Origin of the sequence: Pseudalkalibacillus sp. A8 (assembly GCF_045920555.1) — a bacterium.
In the GTDB taxonomy this organism is placed as follows: Bacteria; Bacillota; Bacilli; order Bacillales; family Fictibacillaceae; genus Pseudalkalibacillus.
Genome location: NZ_CP174509.1, coordinates 1 through 18471, shown reverse-complemented (window position 1 = coordinate 18471; position 18471 = coordinate 1). Strand labels below are relative to the sequence as shown.

Sequence of the window (18471 nt, the reverse complement as noted above, 5' to 3'; positions counted from 1 at the left end):
CCACTGTCTGAAAAAAATCGAAAATGGTAAAATTATCGCATCTTTTATTACAATTGTGTGACAAACAGCTTATCTGTCCGTTTAAACAGAATAGTTCGGCGCTTCTTTAGTGATTTGAACATCATGCGGATGGCTTTCACGAAGACCTGCATTCGTAATACGAGTGAACATCGCATTTTCGCGCAGCTCATCAATAGATGGCGTACCGCAGTATCCCATGCCGGAACGCAGGCCACCGACAAGCTGGTGAATCGTATCCGCTAATGGTCCTTTATATGGGACTCGGCCTTCAATTCCTTCAGGAACAAGTTTCTGGTTATTTTCTTGGAAATAACGATCCCTGCTTCCTCTCTCCATCGCACCGATTGATCCCATGCCACGATAAACTTTAAACTGTCGTCCCTGGTAGATTTCACGTTCTCCTGGGCTTTCATCCACCCCTGCAAGGAGACTGCCCAGCATGACAGCATGTCCACCTGCAGCGAGGGCTTTGACAAGGTCACCTGAGTACTTGATACCGCCGTCTGCAATAATCGGTACTCCATGCTTTCTTGCTTCTGTTACACATTCATATACGGCTGAGATCTGTGGAACACCGACACCAGCAACAACACGGGTTGTACAGATCGATCCAGGTCCGATACCGACTTTCACGACATCAGCACCAGCTTCGATCAGATCACGTGTCCCATCTGCAGTCGCGACATTTCCTGCTATGATCGTAACGTTTGGAAAAGCATCTTTTATTTCCTTCACCTTTTGAAGAACACCTTCAGAATGACCATGTGCAGTGTCGATGACAAGCACATCGACGCCAGCTTCGACAAGTTTCTTCACACGCATCATCGCATCTGCCGTAACTCCGACTGCAGCCCCAGCAAGAAGCCTTCCGTGCTCATCTTTGGCGGAATTCGGGAATTCGATCACTTTTTCAATATCCTTGATGGTGATGAGCCCCTTCAAAATGCCTTCTTCATCAACGAGTGGGAGTTTTTCAATTCGATGCTCCTGAAGAATTTCCTCTGCTTCCTTTAAAGTGGTCCCAACAGGGGCTGTTACGAGATTCTCATGTGTCATCACTTCATTGATCCTAATCGAATAGTCCTGGATGAAACGCATATCACGGTTTGTAATGATACCCACAAGTTTGCGGTCTTCATCTACAATCGGGACACCGGAAATTCGATATTTCCCCATCAGGTGTTCGGCATCAAAAACTTGGCGATCTGGAGTGAGATAAAATGGGTTCGTAATGACACCGGACTCTGAACGTTTAACACGATCTACATGTTCCGCCTGTTCTTCAATAGACATGTTCTTATGAATAATTCCAAGCCCGCCTTGCCTTGCCATTGCAATAGCCATTTTCGACTCTGTCACTGTATCCATCCCTGCACTGATAATCGGTACGTTCAATTTGACGTTTTCAGAAAGCTGCGTTTTTACTGAAACGTCTCTTGGCAGTACAGATGATTTTGCAGGAACAAGTAAAACATCATCAAACGTTAGTCCTTCTCGTGCAAATTTTTCTTCCCACATAAGTCCCACTCTCCTTAGTCGATTTAAATATTATTTGTAGATTAACAATGGGGTAAACTACTGTCAAGAAAGTAGCAATAAGTTCGACTTTTCTCAAAATTTGCGCTATATGGATGTGAACTCATGGAGACCTCATTGAATGAATGGAAAAGCTACGATCAATTTTTAAGTGCCTCATCCACACAGCGATACTTGAAAGGATGCTACCAACAATTAAATACGGCTTTAACGAGTGATGAACTTAGCTATCGAAACTGTTATAGTTTCATCTACTATTTGACACATGGAAAAAGATATTTTGATTTATGTAAAAACTCACCGTTAGAACTGCAGCCCGTCCTTCTCTACTACGGGATGATCCAATTAATCAAGTGCTGCCTTTTGACAGTCGATCCTTTTTACCCCGAATCTACTGCTTTGTTAGCCCATGGGGTTACCACCAGAAAACGAAAAAAGCAGAATTATTTATTTTTACAGGACGAAATCAAAGTCCAGAAAAATGGATTATATCCTTATTTTTCAAAACGACTCTTTCAACTCGACGCACATGAGGGAGATAAATTTCAGATGCAGGAGCTTCTATGTCACGTACCAGATATGAATGATTTGTTTCGACAAATCAACGGATTTTCTCCTTTACTGCAAGTTGCTGTTTCTTCTTGTGGTTCAATGTCGATTCCTGACAAAATTTTGGATAATCTACATATGACGGATAGTCGATTTACCCAGTTCATAAAACAACAATTTACTACATCTGATGTAAAATATGCAGATTCGTATTTTGTCATGAAAACTGGGGAAAATGCAGGGGAAAATCCATTGATCAAAAAAAGTCTTTGCGGGGAATCCTTCATTCCGACAGCGAGAGAGGGTTTTATACCATTGCACGAAGCCATGGTCCATTATTTATTGCTTTATAACTTAAGCATGATCTGCCGGTACGAAACAGAATGGTGGGGAGACTTGTTCCATACTTACTCCAGCAATGATTTTCCTTTCATATCAAGGTTCTTATCCATTTCCCGAGTAAAAGTTCCATTAATGTTGATGGATTACTTAGAGGGGAAGAGGCATTCAAATTAAGAGGTTGTTGAACCGAGGAAAAACATAAAATGACACTAGATATTGGTAATAAAAAGGTTTATATTGGCAAAAGATTTTTGGAAGCAAAAATCTTCATTTTAAAAGAACCATTAGCATGCGAGCTTATCGGCCTTCTTTCGCCAGTTGTGTTAGTATTCGTTTGAGTACGATATTTTGCGATTTTCGCTTTTCACGATCTCAAAAAGCCCTCTTTGAGTACCTCGTTTTAGCTTTTTCTTGATTTCAGGTTGTCAAAACCCTCTAAGTTTTCACCATTTACATACAAAAAAGAGCAGTCTCTCGACTACTCTTGTGGTGCCCGGCGACATCCTACTCTCACAGGGGGAAGCCCCCAATTACCATTGGCGCTGAAGAGCTTAACTTCCGTGTTCGGCATGGGAACGGGTGTGACCTCTTCGCCATCGTCACCAGACTGTATGAAATTCAAGGGATACTGTTCCCTCAAAACTAGATAACGGTTCTTGAAAACATCGTCGATGTTAAGTAAAGTGGTTAAGTCCTCGATCGATTAGTATCTGTCAGCTCCACGTGTCACCACGCTTCCACACCAGACCTATCAACCTCATCATCTCTGAGGGATCTTACTCGCTTGACGCGATGGGAAATCTCATCTTGAGGGGGGCTTCATGCTTAGATGCTTTCAGCACTTATCCCGTCCACACGTAGCTACCCAGCTATGCTCCTGGCGGAACAACTGGTACACCAGCGGTGTGTCCATCCCGGTCCTCTCGTACTAAGGACAGCTCCTCTCAAATTTCCTGCGCCCGCGACGGATAGGGACCGAACTGTCTCACGACGTTCTGAACCCAGCTCGCGTACCGCTTTAATGGGCGAACAGCCCAACCCTTGGGACCTACTTCAGCCCCAGGATGCGATGAGCCGACATCGAGGTGCCAAACCTCCCCGTCGATGTGGACTCTTGGGGGAGATAAGCCTGTTATCCCCAGGGTAGCTTTTATCCGTTGAGCGATGGCCCTTCCATGCGGAACCACCGGATCACTAAGCCCGACTTTCGTCCCTGCTCGACTTGTAGGTCTCGCAGTCAAGCTCCCTTGTGCCTTTACACTCTGCGAATGATTTCCAACCATTCTGAGGGAACCTTTGGGCGCCTCCGTTACACTTTAGGAGGCGACCGCCCCAGTCAAACTGCCCACCTGACACTGTCTCCGGACCGGATCACGGTCCTGGGTTAGAATTTCAATACCGTCAGGGTAGTATCCCACCGACGCCTCCACCGAACCTGGCGGTCCGGCTTCTCTGGCTCCTACCTATCCTGTACAAACGATACCAAAATCCAATATCAGGCTACAGTAAAGCTCCATGGGGTCTTTCCGTCCTGTCGCGGGTAACCTGCATCTTCACAGGTACTATAATTTCACCGGGTCTCTCGTTGAGACAGTATCCAAGTCGTTGCACCTTTCGTGCGGGTCGGAACTTACCCGACAAGGAATTTCGCTACCTTAGGACCGTTATAGTTACGGCCGCCGTTTACTGGGGCTTCGATTCAGAGCTTCTCCTAATGGATAACCCCTCCTCTTAACCTTCCAGCACCGGGCAGGTGTCAGCCCCTATACTTCGCCTTACGGCTTCGCAGAGACCTGTGTTTTTGCTAAACAGTCGCTTGGATCTTTTCACTGCGGCTCTCTCGGGCTTGCACCCTATCAGAGCACCCCTTCTCCCGAAGTTACGGGGTCATTTTGCCGAGTTCCTTAACGAGAGTTCTCCCGAGCATCTTAGGATTCTCTCCTCGCCTACCTGTGTCGGTTTACGGTACGGGCACCTCTTTCCTCGCTAGAGGCTTTTCTTGGCAGTGTAGGATCAGGGACTTCGGTACTCTAGTTCCCTCGCCATCACAGCTCCGCCGTATGGTGGACGGATTTGCCTATCCACCGGCCTGACTGCTTGGACGCGCATATCCATCAGCGCGCTCTCCCTACCTTCCTGCGTCCCCCCGTTGCTCAAACGGAAAGGAGGTGGTACAGGAATATCAACCTGTTGGCCATCGCCTACGCCTTTCGGCCTCGGCTTAGGTCCCGACTAACCCTGAGCGGACGAGCCTTCCTCAGGAAACCTTGGGCTTTCGATGGAGAAGATTCTCACTTCTCTTTTCGCTACTCATACCGGCATTCTCACTTCAAAGCGCTCCACGAGTCCTTCCGGTCTCGCTTCTCAGCCCTTCGAACGCTCCCCTACCACTGTACCGTTAGGTACAATCCATAGCTTCGGTGATACGTTTAGCCCCGGTACATTTTCGGCGCAGAGTCACTCGACCAGTGAGCTATTACGCACTCTTTAAATGGTGGCTGCTTCTAAGCCAACATCCTGGTTGTCTGGGCAACTCCACATCCTTTTCCACTTAACGTATACTTGGGGACCTTAGCTGATGGTCTGGGCTGTTTCCCTCTCGACTACGGATCTTATCACTCGCAGTCTGACTCCCGTGGACAAGTTCCTGGCATTCGGAGTTTGACTGAATTCGGTAATCCTGTGGGGACCCCTAGTCCAATCAGTGCTCTACCTCCAGAACTCTCACCACGAGGCTAGCCCTAAAGCTATTTCGGGGAGAACCAGCTATCTCCGAGTTCGATTGGCATTTCACCCCTACCCACACCTCATCCCCGCACTTTTCAACGTGCGTGGGTTCGGGCCTCCATTCAGTGTTACCTGAACTTCACCCTGGACATGGGTAGATCACTCGGTTTCGGGTCTACGACAACGTACTCATGCGCCCTGTTCAGACTCGCTTTCGCTGCGGCTCCGTCTCTGCGACTTAACCTTGCACGTTATCGTAACTCGCCGGTTCATTCTACAAAAGGCACGCCGTCACCCGTTAATGGGCTCCGACTACTTGTAGGCACACGGTTTCAGGATCTCTTTCACTCCCCTTCCGGGGTGCTTTTCACCTTTCCCTCACGGTACTGGTTCACTATCGGTCACTAGGGAGTATTTAGCCTTGGGAGATGGTCCTCCCAGCTTCCGACGGGGTTTCACGTGTCCCGCCGTACTCAGGATCCACTCTGGAGGGAACGACGTTTTGGCTACAGGGCTGTTACCTCCTCTGGCGGGCCTTTCCAGACCGCTTCGCCTACGCCGTTCCTTTCTTACTCCGTATAGAGTGTCCTACAACCCCAAGAGGCAAGCCTCTTGGTTTGGGCTGTTTCCGTTTCGCTCGCCGCTACTCAGGAAATCGCGATTGCTTTCTCTTCCTCTGGGTACTAAGATGTTTCAGTTCCCCAGGTCTGCCTTCTCATACCCTATGAATTCAGGTATGGATCCTACCCCATTACGGGCAGTGGGTTCCCCCATTCGGAAATCCCCGGATCAAAGCTTACTTACAGCTCCCCGAGGCATATCGGTGTTCGTCCCGTCCTTCTTCGGCTCCTAGTGCCAAGGCATCCACCGTGCGCCCTTCATAACTTAACCACGTTATGAATGAACTTACACTTCTTACTTGTCATTAAATGACGTTTTCGATGTCTTGTTTTCAAGAATTTCATTATCTAGTTTTCAAGGAACAATGTATTGAAAGAGAATGAGCTCTTTCAAAACTAAACAAAAGCCAAAGCGTGTTCCATGTCCATAAAGGACTCCTTAGAAAGGAGGTGATCCAGCCGCACCTTCCGATACGGCTACCTTGTTACGACTTCACCCCAATCATCTGTCCCACCTTCGGCGGCTGGTTCCAAAAGGTTACCTCACCGACTTCGGGTGTTACAAACTCTCGTGGTGTGACGGGCGGTGTGTACAAGGCCCGGGAACGTATTCACCGCGGCATGCTGATCCGCGATTACTAGCAATTCCGGCTTCATGCAGGCGAGTTGCAGCCTGCAATCCGAACTGAGAATGGCTTTATGGGATTCGCTCAACCTCGCGGTTTTGCTGCCCTTTGTACCATCCATTGTAGCACGTGTGTAGCCCAGGTCATAAGGGGCATGATGATTTGACGTCGTCCCCACCTTCCTCCGGTTTGTCACCGGCAGTCACCTTAGAGTGCCCAACTGAATGCTGGCAACTAAGATCAAGGGTTGCGCTCGTTGCGGGACTTAACCCAACATCTCACGACACGAGCTGACGACAACCATGCACCACCTGTCACTTCGTCCCCCGAAGGGGAACCTTCCATCTCTGGAAGTAGCGAAGGATGTCAAGACCTGGTAAGGTTCTTCGCGTTGCTTCGAATTAAACCACATGCTCCACTGCTTGTGCGGGCCCCCGTCAATTCCTTTGAGTTTCAACCTTGCGGTCGTACTCCCCAGGCGGAGTGCTTAATGTGTTAACGTCAGCACTGAGGGTGGAACCCCCCAACACCTAGCACTCATCGTTTACGGCGTGGACTACCAGGGTATCTAATCCTGTTTGCTCCCCACGCTTTCGCGCCTCAGCGTCAGTTACTGGCCAGAGAGCCGCCTTCGCCACTGGTGTTCCTCCATATATCTACGCATTTCACCGCTACACATGGAATTCCACTCTCCTCTCCAGTACTCAAGTCCCCCAGTTTCCAATGACCCTCCACGGTTGAGCCGTGGGCTTTCACATCAGACTTAAGAGACCGCCTGCGCGCGCTTTACGCCCAATAATTCCGGACAACGCTTGCCACCTACGTATTACCGCGGCTGCTGGCACGTAGTTAGCCGTGGCTTTCTGGTTAGGTACCGTCAAGGTACCGCCCTGTTCGAACGGTACTTGTTCTTCCCTAACAACAGAGCTTTACGACCCGAAGGCCTTCCTCACTCACGCGGCGTTGCTCGGTCAGACTTTCGTCCATTGCCGAAGATTCCCTACTGCTGCCTCCCGTAGGAGTCTGGGCCGTGTCTCAGTCCCAGTGTGGCCGATCACCCTCTCAGGTCGGCTACGCATCGTCGCCTTGGTGAGCCCTTACCTCACCAACTAGCTAATGCGCCGCGGGCCCATCTGTAAGTGATAGCCGAAGCCATCTTTTAATCCTCCTCTATGCAGAGGAGAATGTTATCCGGTATTAGCCCCGGTTTCCCGGAGTTATCCCAGTCTTACAGGCAGGTTGCCCACGTGTTACTCACCCGTCCGCCGCTGACCTCTGAGGAGCAAGCTCCTCGTTGGTCCGCTCGACTTGCATGTATTAGGCACGCCGCCAGCGTTCGTCCTGAGCCAGGATCAAACTCTCCAATAAAGTGTTTGATTGCTCATTAAATGTAAATCGAAATTGATTCAGGGTTCTTATAAAAGACCCGTTTCACGCTTGGCTTTTGTTCAGTTTTCAAAGAACTGTTTTTGTCCGCCCCGTTTTGAGGCGACTTAACTAATATAACATGTCTAGAAACAACCGTCAATAACTTTTTTGAAATATTTTTTTGGGTTGTTAAAAGAGCAACGGTGATAACTATAACATGATTCTATAACTACTTCAACCATAAATTTAATAAAGAAAACTCGGGACTTTGGTGATCTGATCACAATAGAAAAAAGAAAGAGATATTCTCTCTTCCCTTTTAAGTCAAAATGTTTTCTATATAGAGATCAGTTCGTTTGATTTCATTACTTTCATCAATCTTCACCATTGGTCGTGTATGGGAATGAGGATCAATGAAGACGATTTCTCCAACCTGGCCATTCGTAAGTTCTACTTTGGTCCCTACGGAAAAAACAGATAATTCATTTACTAATATGTTCAAAATTTTCGGGTCGAATTTTCCGAATTGATCCAATTGCATTTGCTCAAGGACTTTGAAAGGGGACTGTTTAGATCGATAAAGACGTTCAGAAGTCATTGCATGGAATACGTCAGCAATTGCTGTGATCCGGCTGTATATATTCAATCGGCTACCTCTGGTCCCTAACGGATATCCGCTCCCGTCTTCGCGTTCGTGGTGTTGCAATACACTTAGAATCACACTTTCTTTAATGCCAGTAATGCCTTTTAACATTTTATAACCGAGAATAGGATGTTGTTTCACTTCTTCATACTCTGATTGACTAAGTGTCTCCTTCTTATTCATGATCCTCGGTTGAATCTTTGACATTCCGCAGTCAATAAGAGCACCTGCTAATCCAAGCTGGATGATATCCCCTTTGGAATAAGAAAGTTTTTTCGCTAAGAATGAGGAAATCAGACCGACAGATATCGCATGATGATAAATATAATCCTGTATATTTGAAAAGTGATGCAATGAAAGAATGGTTTTTGGATTTTCCAAAGCAATCTTAAGCAATGGGACGATTTCTAGGCGGATTGGATAAAGATCGACTGCAGTACCCGCCTGCCAGTTGGCAAATTGTTTTTTATATAGGTTGACCGCTTTCGTGTAGAGAGAATGGAAATCTGTTTGTCGTGAGTTGATCAAAGGACTTGTTTTGTCCTTTTCCTCATTCTGTTTTTTACTGGATGATTTGATCGCCTTCACTTCAACTTCGTTTAAACTGCAATATGCTCCTCAGTCAATTCCGTATCACGGGTCACGATTGGTCGACTTGTCAGGGAAAACACATCGTTACTTAATACTTCACCTGGATTTAGATTATGTACAAGAACCTTCAATGGGACCTCCCCTTTTTGACAGTTAAATGCCACTATGTTTCAGCCTTCGTCAAATTTTCTCTCTATAAAATCTCTATCTATGGAAAATCAGAGTTCAAAAAACGGAGGAAATTTGAATTTCCTCCGTCATTGATTACTCTTCGGTTGAATCGTCTTCATCTGATAAGAAATCATCTTCATTATTTGTATCGGATGATTCTGATTCATCTTGAAGTAGTTCTTCAGATGTTTCTTGTTCATTAGTTACTTCTTCTTCACCTTCGATGTCTTCTTCTTCATCGACCTTGTCCACGACAGCAATCGTAGCAACATCCACACCTTCATTCAATCTGATCAATCGAACACCTTGTGTGTTACGACCATACTGAGAAATATCAGCCACTAACATCCTGATGACGATACCAGTCGTCGTGATAATCATGATTTCTTGTTCTTCCGTGACAGTTTTAAGTGCAATCACCTTACCGTTTCGATCAGTGATGTTACACGTACGTAAGCCAACTCCACCACGGGATTGTACCCGGTACTCTTCCATTGGGGTCCGCTTACCGAAACCTTTTTCTGTAACGATCATGATATCACGTTTTTCATCTTCATCAAGAAGTTCCATACCGATCACATAATCTTCATTGCGTAAGGAGATTCCTTTCACACCAGTTGCTGTTCTTCCCATTGAACGGACATCAGTTTCATGGAATCTGACAGCCATACCACTGTTCGTACCGATGATGATGTCCTTATTGCCGTCTGTCAGTCTGACACCGATCAGTTCATCTTCTTCACGTAGATTGATGGCAAAAAGACCGCCGCGTCGAATGTTGGCAAAGGCTGAAAGCGGAGATCGTTTACAAATCCCATCCTTCGTACCAAAGAATAGGTACCAGTCATCTACAAACTCTTCAACTGGAATGATCGCTGAAATCGATTCTCCTTTTTCAATTTGCAAGAGATTGATGATCGGAATCCCTTTTGCTGTTCTTCCGAGTTCAGGGATTTCATACCCTTTCAAACGGTACACTTTACCGAGATTCGTAAAGAACAGGATGGTGTTATGAGTATTTGTCGATAAGAGATGTTCGACAAAGTCATCATCATTCGTCCCCATTCCTTGGACTCCGCGTCCTCCACGCCGCTGCGCCCGATAAGTGGACAGAGGGAGTCGCTTGACATATCCGTTATGGGTGACGGTGATCGCAATCTGCTGGCGAGGGATGAGGTCTTCATCTTCAATCGCATTCTCACCGATTGTGATTTCCGTCCTACGTTCGTCATTGAACTTTTCTTTAATCTCAGTGAGCTCTGTACGGATGATCTCGAGAACTTTTTCTTCATCCGCCAAAATCGCTTTCAGTTCAGCGATCAACTTCACAAGTTCATTGTATTCATCTTCGATTTTATCGCGCTCTAACCCTGTAAGACGCTGTAGACGCATATCAAGGATTGCTTGCGCCTGCTCATAAGATAATGAAAATTGTTCCATCAACCCTTCACGGGCGACGTCTGTCGTACGTGAACCTCTGATTAGAGCAATGATTTCATCGATATGATCGAGAGCGATGCGCAACCCTTCTAGAATATGGGCACGAGCCTCAGCTTTTTTCAATTCGAAAATTGTACGTCGACGAATAACTTCCTGCTGATGCTTCAAATAATAATGAAGACATTCCTTCAAATTAAGAACCTTCGGTTGGCCGTCAACGAGCGCTAACAGATTGATTCCGAAGCTTGTTTGAAGGGCTGTTTGTTTATATAAATTATTTAAAAGTACATTAGCATTTGCATCTTTTCGAACTTCGATGACGATTCGCATACCGTTACGGTCAGACTCGTCCCGAAGATCGGAAATCCCTTCGATACGTTTGTCCCGTACAAGTTCCGCAATTTTTTCAATCAGTTTCGCCTTGTTGACTTGATATGGGATTTCGTTGACGATGATCGATTTTCTGCCATTATCCTTCTCTTCGATGTGCGCCTTGGCACGTGTCATGATCGATCCACGCCCCGTCATATAGGCACGACGGATGCCTTCACGACCTAATATTTCTCCTCCGGTAGGGAAATCTGGTCCTGGGATATATTCCATCAATTCTGGAATGTCGATATCCGGATTTTGACTTAAAGCAAGGACACCATCAATGACTTCTCCAAGTTGATGTGGAGGAATATTCGTCGCCATTCCAACGGCAATTCCCGCCGCACCGTTTACGAGAAGGTTCGGAAAACGTCCTGGAAGGACAACCGGTTCTTGTTCACTGCCGTCATAGTTTTCCTTATAGTCGATCGTATCCTTGTGGATGTCACGGACCATTTCCATAGAAATTTTGGACATTCTCGCTTCTGTATAACGCATCGCAGCTGCTGCATCACCATCAACGGAACCAAAGTTACCGTGTCCATCGATTAGCATATTACGATAATTGAAGTCTTGTGCCATCCGTACCATCGCATCATAGACCGCTGAATCACCATGTGGATGGTATTTACCAATTACTTCACCGACGATACGTGCAGATTTTTTATACGCCTTGTCTGCAGTCATACCGAGGTCATTCATTGCGTATAGGATACGGCGATGTACAGGCTTCAGGCCGTCTCTAACGTCTGGAAGAGCACGGCTGACAATAACACTCATCGCGTAATCCATGAACGATGTTCTTATTTCATCGCTTATATTGATTTCTTTTTTTCGAGATTGTTCGATATCGGCCATTCCCGATTACCTCCAATTACACTTCATTTCTAGCATGGTTATTTATGATCAACTGGTCGATTAAACATCAAGGTTTTTCACATATTGTGCATTCTCTTGTATGAAATCACGGCGTGGTTCTACTTTATCACCCATCAAGACCTCAAAGATTTCGTCGGCTTCAATGGCATCTTGAAGCTCGACTTGAAGGGTTGTCCGCTCTTCAGGATTCATAGTCGTTTCCCATAACTGGGTCGGGTTCATTTCTCCAAGACCCTTGTAACGCTGCAAGGAAGGCTTCGGTGATTTGGAGATTTCATTCAATACCCGGTCTTTTTCCTTATCGTTATACGCATAGAACACTTTTTTACCTTGTTGGATCTTATATAACGGTGGCTGGGCGATATATACATATCCTTGTTCGATCAACGGACGCATATAACGATAAAAGAACGTCAACAGCAGCGTCCGGATATGGGCGCCATCCGTATCCGCATCCGTCATGATGATGATCTTGTGGTAACGGGCTTTAGATAAATCGAAATCTTCACCGATACCTGTTCCTAAAGCCGTGATGATCGCACGGATTTCGTTGTTCGATAAAATCTTATCCAATCTTGCTTTTTCCACGTTGATGATCTTTCCACGTAACGGAAGGATCGCTTGGAAATGACGATCACGCCCTTGCTTTGCGGAACCGCCTGCTGAGTCACCCTCGACGATATACAATTCGGAAATCGAAGCATCTTTTGATGAACAATCCGCTAATTTTCCTGGTAATGAAGAAACCTCTAGTGCACTTTTACGGCGAGTCAGCTCGCGGGCTTTCTTGGCTGCAAGACGTGCACGCAGTGCCATGCTTCCTTTTTCTACGATCTGTTTCGCGACCGTAGGGTTCTCATAAAGGAATTGGGAAAACTTTTCCCCGAAAACAGACTCCGTAACTGTTCTTGCTTCAGCATTCCCAAGCTTCGTTTTCGTCTGACCTTCAAATTGAGGATCAGGATGCTTAATGGAAATGATCGCTGTAAGACCTTCACGAACATCATCCCCAGATAAGTTCCCATCTTCCTTCAAAAGGTTATTCTTCCGTGCATAGTCATTGATCACACGAGTTAAAGAGGTTTTGAAGCCATATTCATGGGTTCCGCCTTCATGTGTATTGATATTGTTTGCAAAAGAATAAAGGTTGCTTGCAAAGCTGTCATTATATTGAACAGCAATTTCCACAGAAATATCGTCACGCATACCTTCGACGAAGATCGGCTCGTGAAGCGTTTCCTTCGTCCGGTTGATATGTTCCACGTATGACTTGATTCCGCCTTCATAATGGTAAACATGTTCCACCGGTTCTTCTTCACGCTTATCTTCAGCGATGATCTTCAATCCGCGATTCAAGAATGCAAGTTCTCTTAAACGGTTTGCCAATATCTCAAAGTCGTACTCTCGTGTTTCAGTGAAAATCTCCGGGTCAGGGACGAAATGTGTGATCGTTCCTGTAATATCGGTTTCCCCTATGACTTTCAGGTCTGCTGCAGGAATACCCCGAAGAAACTGTTGGTAATGGATTTTGCCATCTCGGTGTACCTTCACATCCAGTTCAGTGGACAATGCGTTAACGACTGAAGCACCTACACCGTGCAGTCCTCCCGAAACCTTATATCCACCGCCGCCGAATTTACCGCCGGCATGCAGCACTGTCATGATGACCTCTACCGCTGGACGTCCCGTTTTTTCATGAGTCCCGACTGGAATTCCACGTCCATTATCTTGGACAGTAATACTGTTGTCTTTCTCTACTGTCACGCGAATCTCTGTACAATATCCTGCCAATGCTTCATCAATACTGTTATCTACGATTTCCCAAACGAGATGGTGTAATCCTCGTTTGCTTGTCGAGCCGATATACATACCTGGACGTTTACGAACAGCTTCTAATCCTTCGAGTACCTGTATCTGACTCTCATCATATGTTTGTTTTTCTGTACCTTGGTCAATACTCATTTTTTTCACCTGCTTCTTTTTTCGAACATCTATAAATCAAATAATCTATATGAATCCCGAAAATTTAACTATTTAACAGTTTTTCGAAGTTTTGATTGATTCTCGCTCTTCTTTTCAGCGTTACAGACGATAATGGTGATAAATATACTTCTTCTGTTGTCAGAACAATGGATTTGATCAGTTCTCGATTGATCGTTTCTAAATTATCCTTGCTGTGGTGATAATCTAGAAATTCTTTCGTCTCTTCCGATCCTTTTGCAATCTCATAATCAAATATTGCCACAACGTCCCTGGCTTGTACGACGACATTCTCTCCCAGATGAATAAACAGGATTGCTCACCTCACTTTATTAACGTCGCTGTCCCATGTTCAACGTTAAAAAGACTTGCACTCTTCAACGTTTCGTGTTCAATTCCATCCACACTCGTAGTCGTTACGAAGGTTTGCACTTTCCCTTGAATCGTGTTCAATAAATGGGATTGCCGACTGTCATCAAGTTCTGATAATACATCATCCAATAACAAAAGAGGGTATTCACCAACTTCAGATTTGATCAGTTCTATTTCAGCTAGTTTCAAAGAGAGTGCCGTTGTCCGCTGTTGGCCTTGGGAACCGTATGTCTGTACATCCTTACTATTCACATACAGCATGAGGTCATCACGATGGGGGCCTGCCATCGTCGTACCACGTTCCATCTCTTTCTCTTTGATTTTAGTAAATTTATCATTATACTCTTCTATCATATTCGTCATATCCGCCGAATCTGATACCTGTACAGAGGATTTGTATTCCATTTCAAGCGATTCTTTCCCTTTGGTGATTCCTGAATGAATCGGTGATGCCCATTCTTGAAGCATTTCGAGGAATTGATGACGCTTGGAAACGATTTTTACAGCATATTCCACAAGCTGCTCTGTCAAAATATCGAGCATCATTTCCTGTTCGCTCTTTCGTCGGCGTCCTAAATCCCGCAATAAGTGATTCCTTTGTTGCAGGATCTTCTGATATTGGCTTAAATGATGAAGATAGACTGGACTGATCTGGCCGATTTCCATATCGATAAAACGACGTCGCACCTGAGGGCTCCCTTTTACTAAGTTTAAATCCTCAGGTGCAAACATGACGATGTTCAATGCGCCGATATAGTCAGTTAATCTCCGTTGCTCGATATGGTTGTATTTAGCCTTCTTACCTTTTTGGCTAATGACAATCTGTAAAGATAGTGGACCGTTCCTTTTTTGGACCCTACCTTCTATTTTACCATATTCACAGTCCCAACGTATCAATTCTTTATCCCTCGGTGTCCGGTGGGATTTTGCAAACCCTAAAACATAGATCGCTTCCATAATATTCGTCTTTCCCTGGGCATTTTCGCCAATAAAGACATTAACAGTATCCTGGAAGCTAACTTCTTCAATTTCATAGTTTCGATAATTTTTCAGCTGCAATTCTTTTAAGTGCAAAGGGAAACCCCCATTCAACGTGTTACGACAAATGTTCCTGTATCTGGTATCGAAACGGTATCTCCTTCATAGAGCTTCCGTCCTCTTCGTTGTTCAAGTTCATCGTTTACAAATACGTCATGTTCTGCCAAATACCATTTTACCATGCCGCCAGATTGAATCACATCTGCTTGTTTCAATAATTGGCCAAGTGTAATGAATTCTGTATTGATTTTGATTTCCATCTCATCTTCCTCCAATTCACTAAAAGTGCAAGAAAAGACTACTAGGACGAAATGTGTCACTAGTAGCTCTTTAGGATCAATAAGTACGAACCGGTAAAATCAGTTGCTTGATTGTCTTCTCATCAAGAGGGGTAAGTATGAATGGACGCATAGCCCCTGTAAATTGGATAAGTACTTCAGAACAATCCATTGCTTTCAATGCATCCATCATATATTTTGCACTGAAGGAGATCTTTAATTCATCACCTTCAAAGGATTCTGTCGCAACATGCTCAAATACTTTTCCAATTTCAGGTGAATTTGATGAAATTTCAACCTGGTCATTCTCCATCGTCGAAAGCTTGACCACGTTGTTTCTTCCCTCTTTTGCAAGTAAGGATGCCCGATCGATCGCCTGTAAAAACTCTTTTGTCGAAATGACCATCTCTGTTTTACTGTCATTCGGAATCAGTTTTGAAGTATCTGGATAATTCCCATCCAATAACCTGGAGAAGAAGAGGATGTTCTTTGCTTTAAATAACACCTGGCTTTCTGTAATCACGATATCAACCAGTTTACTCGAATCATCAAGGATTTTGGATAACTCTGTCAAACTCTTCCCAGGAATGACAACATTTGAATGTTCAAGTTCATCAGTTGTTGTCTCTACAGCTGCAATCCTTGAAGCCAATCTATGGCTGTCTGTAGCAACACAGTTCAATTCCCCATTTTCGATATGCCAGTTTACACCTGTCAATATCGGTCGTGTTTCTGAGGTGGACACCGCAAAGACAGTCTGACGGATCAATGCCTTTAACAAGTCAGCTTGAATGCTGAACTTGTTATTTTCCTGAACTTCAGGCAATCGAGGATATTCTTGCGGATCCAGGCCATTGAGATTGAATTCTGAAGATCCAGAACGGATTCTTGTTCCGAAACGTTCATAAACCTCTAATTCAACCTTTGAACCTGGTAATTTTTTTACGATTTCAGAGAAAAAACGTGCTTGTAAGACAATGCTCCCTGGTTTTTCAACTTCAACATGCTCATAGCCATCTTCTTCAGCTGGTATGAATCTTTCAATAGAGATATCAGAGTCACTACCTGTCAGTGTGACGCCATCTTCGTGGGCTTCAATTTTAATCCCAGTAAGAATAGGAATAGTTGTACGAGTAGAAACAGCTTTCATTACATCTTGCACACTGTCTACAAGCTGATCTCTGTTCATTACGAATTTCATGAATTCTTTTCCTCCTCAGTTCCTGATAAAGAAAACTTGGCAAAGCCAAGCCTTTGGCGCAGGCTGAGCCTTAGTTACCCTTATACTTGGTTCCTAAACTTTCTTGTACGTCGAGTAGGTTTCTTGCTGAAAAGTTATACTTTCCTACCGTACAATAAATTGTCATGTGCACATCTATCTGAATCTATCAAAATTCGGAGACATATTATTCTTAAGTAATAATAAAAAAATAGTAGTAATAATAGTAGGTGCTGTGAGTTTGTGGATAAGTCTCAAATTGTTTTTTCATTAAAGGTTGTCCACATGTGGATAGAATGTTGATAAAAGCGCTTGTTATGTTTCAGTTATGCACATCTGTTCACAGCTGCTAATTTTTTAATAATTCTTGAATTTCTTTAATTTTGTTTTGAAAATGCTGATCGGTTGCTATTAATTTAGAGATCTTTTCATGAGCATGAATCACTGTTGTATGATCACGTCCACCGAATTCTTCCCCGATTTTAGGTAATGAAAAATCCGTCATCTCCCTTGATAGGTACATTGCGATTTGTCTAGGAAAAGCAACAGATTTCGTTCGTTTTTTCGCTTTGAAATCTTCCAAACGGACATTAAATTGCTCTCCAACCATTTCTTGAATATCATGGATCGTCAATGTTCGTGGTTTTGATGACGGAATGATATCTTTCAACGCTTCTGCTGCGAGGTCTGCATTCATATCCTGGTTGATGAGAGAAGAATACGCGACAACGCGGATAAGTGCACCTTCAAGTTCACGGATGTTGGTATCGATTTGATTAGCGATATAGAGCATCACTTCATTCGGAATATCAAGTCCTTCAGCTTTTGCTTTCTTACGAAGGATGGCGATCCTTGTTTCAAGATCAGGCGGAGTGATATCAGTGATCAAGCCCCATTCAAAACGTGAACGTAACCGGTCTTCAAGTGTTGGAATTTCTTTCGGTGGTCGATCGCTTGATATGACAATTTGCTTGCTTTCTTCATGCAATGCATTGAATGTATGGAAAAATTCCTCCTGAGTTTGTTCTTTTCCGGCCAAGAATTGAATATCATCAATTAATAAAACGTCAACATTCCTAAACTTATTACGAAAATCGACAGTTTTATTATCCCGAATGGAATTGATGAATTCATTCGTAAACTTTTCAGAAGAAAGATAAACCACTTTTGCACTAGGGTTATGATCGATGACATAATGGCCGATCGCGTGCATCAAGTGTGTTTTACCAAGTCCAACACCCCCATAGATGAATAAGGGATTGTAAGCTTTTGCCGGTGCTTCGGCTACCGCAAGTGATGCCGCATGGGCAAACCGGTTTCCAGAACCGATGACAAACGTATCAAACGTATATTTCGGGTTCAACATACTTTGGGTCAAATGTTCATCAGCAGCTTCTACTTTTGCGTTTTTCTTTGCAGCCTGGTCAAGATCAAGCTCTTCTTGTGTCTGGTTTTGAGGAATGATGAACTTTACAGCTAGTTTGGTCCCTGTGATATTATCCAAGGTTTCTGAAATTAAATTCGAATATCTGGATTCAAGCCAATCACGAGCGAATTCGTTGGGTGCTGTAATAACAAGCGTATCATTCTGTAATGAATGGGCGGTTGTTGATTTCAGCCACGTTTCGAAACTAGGCTTACTTAACTTCGTTTCGATTTCAGCAAGCGCTTTGTTCCATAAATCAGTGATATTTTCCAT

General features: G+C 44.5%; 12 protein-coding genes and 3 rRNA genes. 2 read left to right on the top strand and 13 right to left on the bottom strand.

The window, feature by feature from the left end:
• Positions 1-81: 81 nt before the first annotated feature.
• Positions 82-1539 (bottom strand): IMP dehydrogenase, encoded by a 1458-nt coding sequence (gene guaB / locus ACJROX_RS00075; protein WP_408008826.1) that lies wholly within the window; start codon positions 1537-1539, stop codon positions 82-84.
• 123 nt (positions 1540-1662) lie between these two features.
• Between guaB and ACJROX_RS00070 the strand changes: the two genes are divergently transcribed.
• Together ACJROX_RS00070 and ACJROX_RS00065 are read left to right on the top strand one after the other, a co-directional pair.
• Entirely contained in the window at positions 1663-2622 is a 960-nt protein-coding gene (locus tag ACJROX_RS00070) for a YaaC family protein (protein ID WP_408008825.1), read from the top strand.
• A gap of 29 nt (positions 2623-2651) precedes the next feature.
• A complete protein-coding gene (locus ACJROX_RS00065; protein ID WP_408008824.1) occupies positions 2652-2786 on the top strand; it encodes a hypothetical protein in 135 nt (44 codons plus the stop codon).
• A gap of 153 nt (positions 2787-2939) precedes the next feature.
• On the opposite strand, the gene rrf is transcribed toward ACJROX_RS00065, so the two are convergent.
• The 12 genes from rrf to dnaA all read right to left on the bottom strand — a co-directional run bounded on the left by rrf (position 2940) and on the right by dnaA (position 18471).
• Positions 2940-3055: ribosomal RNA gene (gene rrf, locus ACJROX_RS00060) — 5S ribosomal RNA — on the bottom strand.
• Between the two features lie 76 nt (positions 3056-3131).
• A 23S ribosomal RNA gene (locus ACJROX_RS00055) occupies positions 3132-6066 on the bottom strand.
• A 172-nt stretch (positions 6067-6238) separates the two neighbouring features.
• A 16S ribosomal RNA gene (locus ACJROX_RS00050) occupies positions 6239-7789 on the bottom strand.
• The 16S, 23S and 5S rRNA genes sit together here, the layout of an rRNA operon.
• 319 nt (positions 7790-8108) lie before the next feature.
• Positions 8109-9020, bottom strand: coding sequence for an HD-GYP domain-containing protein (locus ACJROX_RS00045; RefSeq protein ID WP_408008823.1), 912 nt, complete (start codon positions 9018-9020; stop codon positions 8109-8111).
• A gap of 11 nt (positions 9021-9031) precedes the next feature.
• Positions 9032-9154, bottom strand: a complete 123-nt coding sequence (locus ACJROX_RS00040; protein ID WP_408008822.1) for a hypothetical protein — start codon at positions 9152-9154, stop codon at positions 9032-9034.
• A 133-nt stretch (positions 9155-9287) separates the two neighbouring features.
• Positions 9288-11864: a DNA gyrase subunit A gene (gene gyrA, locus ACJROX_RS00035; protein ID WP_408008821.1), complete on the bottom strand. Its 2577-nt coding sequence runs from the start codon at positions 11862-11864 to the stop codon at positions 9288-9290.
• A 60-nt stretch (positions 11865-11924) separates the two neighbouring features.
• Positions 11925-13847 (bottom strand): DNA topoisomerase (ATP-hydrolyzing) subunit B, encoded by a 1923-nt coding sequence (gene gyrB / locus ACJROX_RS00030; RefSeq protein WP_408008820.1) that lies wholly within the window; start codon positions 13845-13847, stop codon positions 11925-11927.
• Positions 13848-13911: 64 nt separating this feature from the next.
• Positions 13912-14166: an extracellular matrix regulator RemB gene (gene remB, locus ACJROX_RS00025; RefSeq protein WP_408011842.1), complete on the bottom strand. Its 255-nt coding sequence runs from the start codon at positions 14164-14166 to the stop codon at positions 13912-13914.
• Positions 14167-14189: 23 nt separating this feature from the next.
• Entirely contained in the window at positions 14190-15311 is a 1122-nt protein-coding gene (gene recF, locus ACJROX_RS00020) for a DNA replication/repair protein RecF (RefSeq protein ID WP_408008819.1), read from the bottom strand.
• Between the two features lie 14 nt (positions 15312-15325).
• Positions 15326-15535, bottom strand: coding sequence for a S4 domain-containing protein YaaA (yaaA, locus tag ACJROX_RS00015; protein WP_408008818.1), 210 nt, complete (start codon positions 15533-15535; stop codon positions 15326-15328).
• A 76-nt stretch (positions 15536-15611) separates the two neighbouring features.
• Positions 15612-16754, bottom strand: coding sequence for a DNA polymerase III subunit beta (gene dnaN, locus ACJROX_RS00010; RefSeq protein WP_408008817.1), 1143 nt, complete (start codon positions 16752-16754; stop codon positions 15612-15614).
• Between the two features lie 367 nt (positions 16755-17121).
• Positions 17122-18471, bottom strand: a complete 1350-nt coding sequence (gene dnaA / locus ACJROX_RS00005; RefSeq protein ID WP_408008816.1) for a chromosomal replication initiator protein DnaA — start codon at positions 18469-18471, stop codon at positions 17122-17124.

Excerpts from the sequence above, each read along its gene's own strand:
- guaB (WP_408008826.1), bottom strand. The coding sequence starts at position 1,539 with ATGTGGGAAGAAAAATTTGCACGAGAAGGACTAACGTTTGATGATGTT.
- yaaA (WP_408008818.1), bottom strand. The coding sequence starts at position 15,535 with ATGGAAATCAAAATCAATACAGAATTCATTACACTTGGCCAATTATTG.
- gyrB (WP_408008820.1), bottom strand. The coding sequence starts at position 13,847 with ATGAGTATTGACCAAGGTACAGAAAAACAAACATATGATGAGAGTCAG.
- dnaN (WP_408008817.1), bottom strand. The coding sequence starts at position 16,754 with ATGAAATTCGTAATGAACAGAGATCAGCTTGTAGACAGTGTGCAAGAT.
- ACJROX_RS00070 (WP_408008825.1), top strand. The coding sequence starts at position 1,663 with ATGGAGACCTCATTGAATGAATGGAAAAGCTACGATCAATTTTTAAGT.
- gyrA (WP_408008821.1), bottom strand. The coding sequence starts at position 11,864 with ATGGCCGATATCGAACAATCTCGAAAAAAAGAAATCAATATAAGCGAT.
- dnaA (WP_408008816.1), bottom strand. The coding sequence starts at position 18,471 with ATGGAAAATATCACTGATTTATGGAACAAAGCGCTTGCTGAAATCGAA.
- ACJROX_RS00065 (WP_408008824.1), top strand. The coding sequence starts at position 2,652 with ATGACACTAGATATTGGTAATAAAAAGGTTTATATTGGCAAAAGATTT.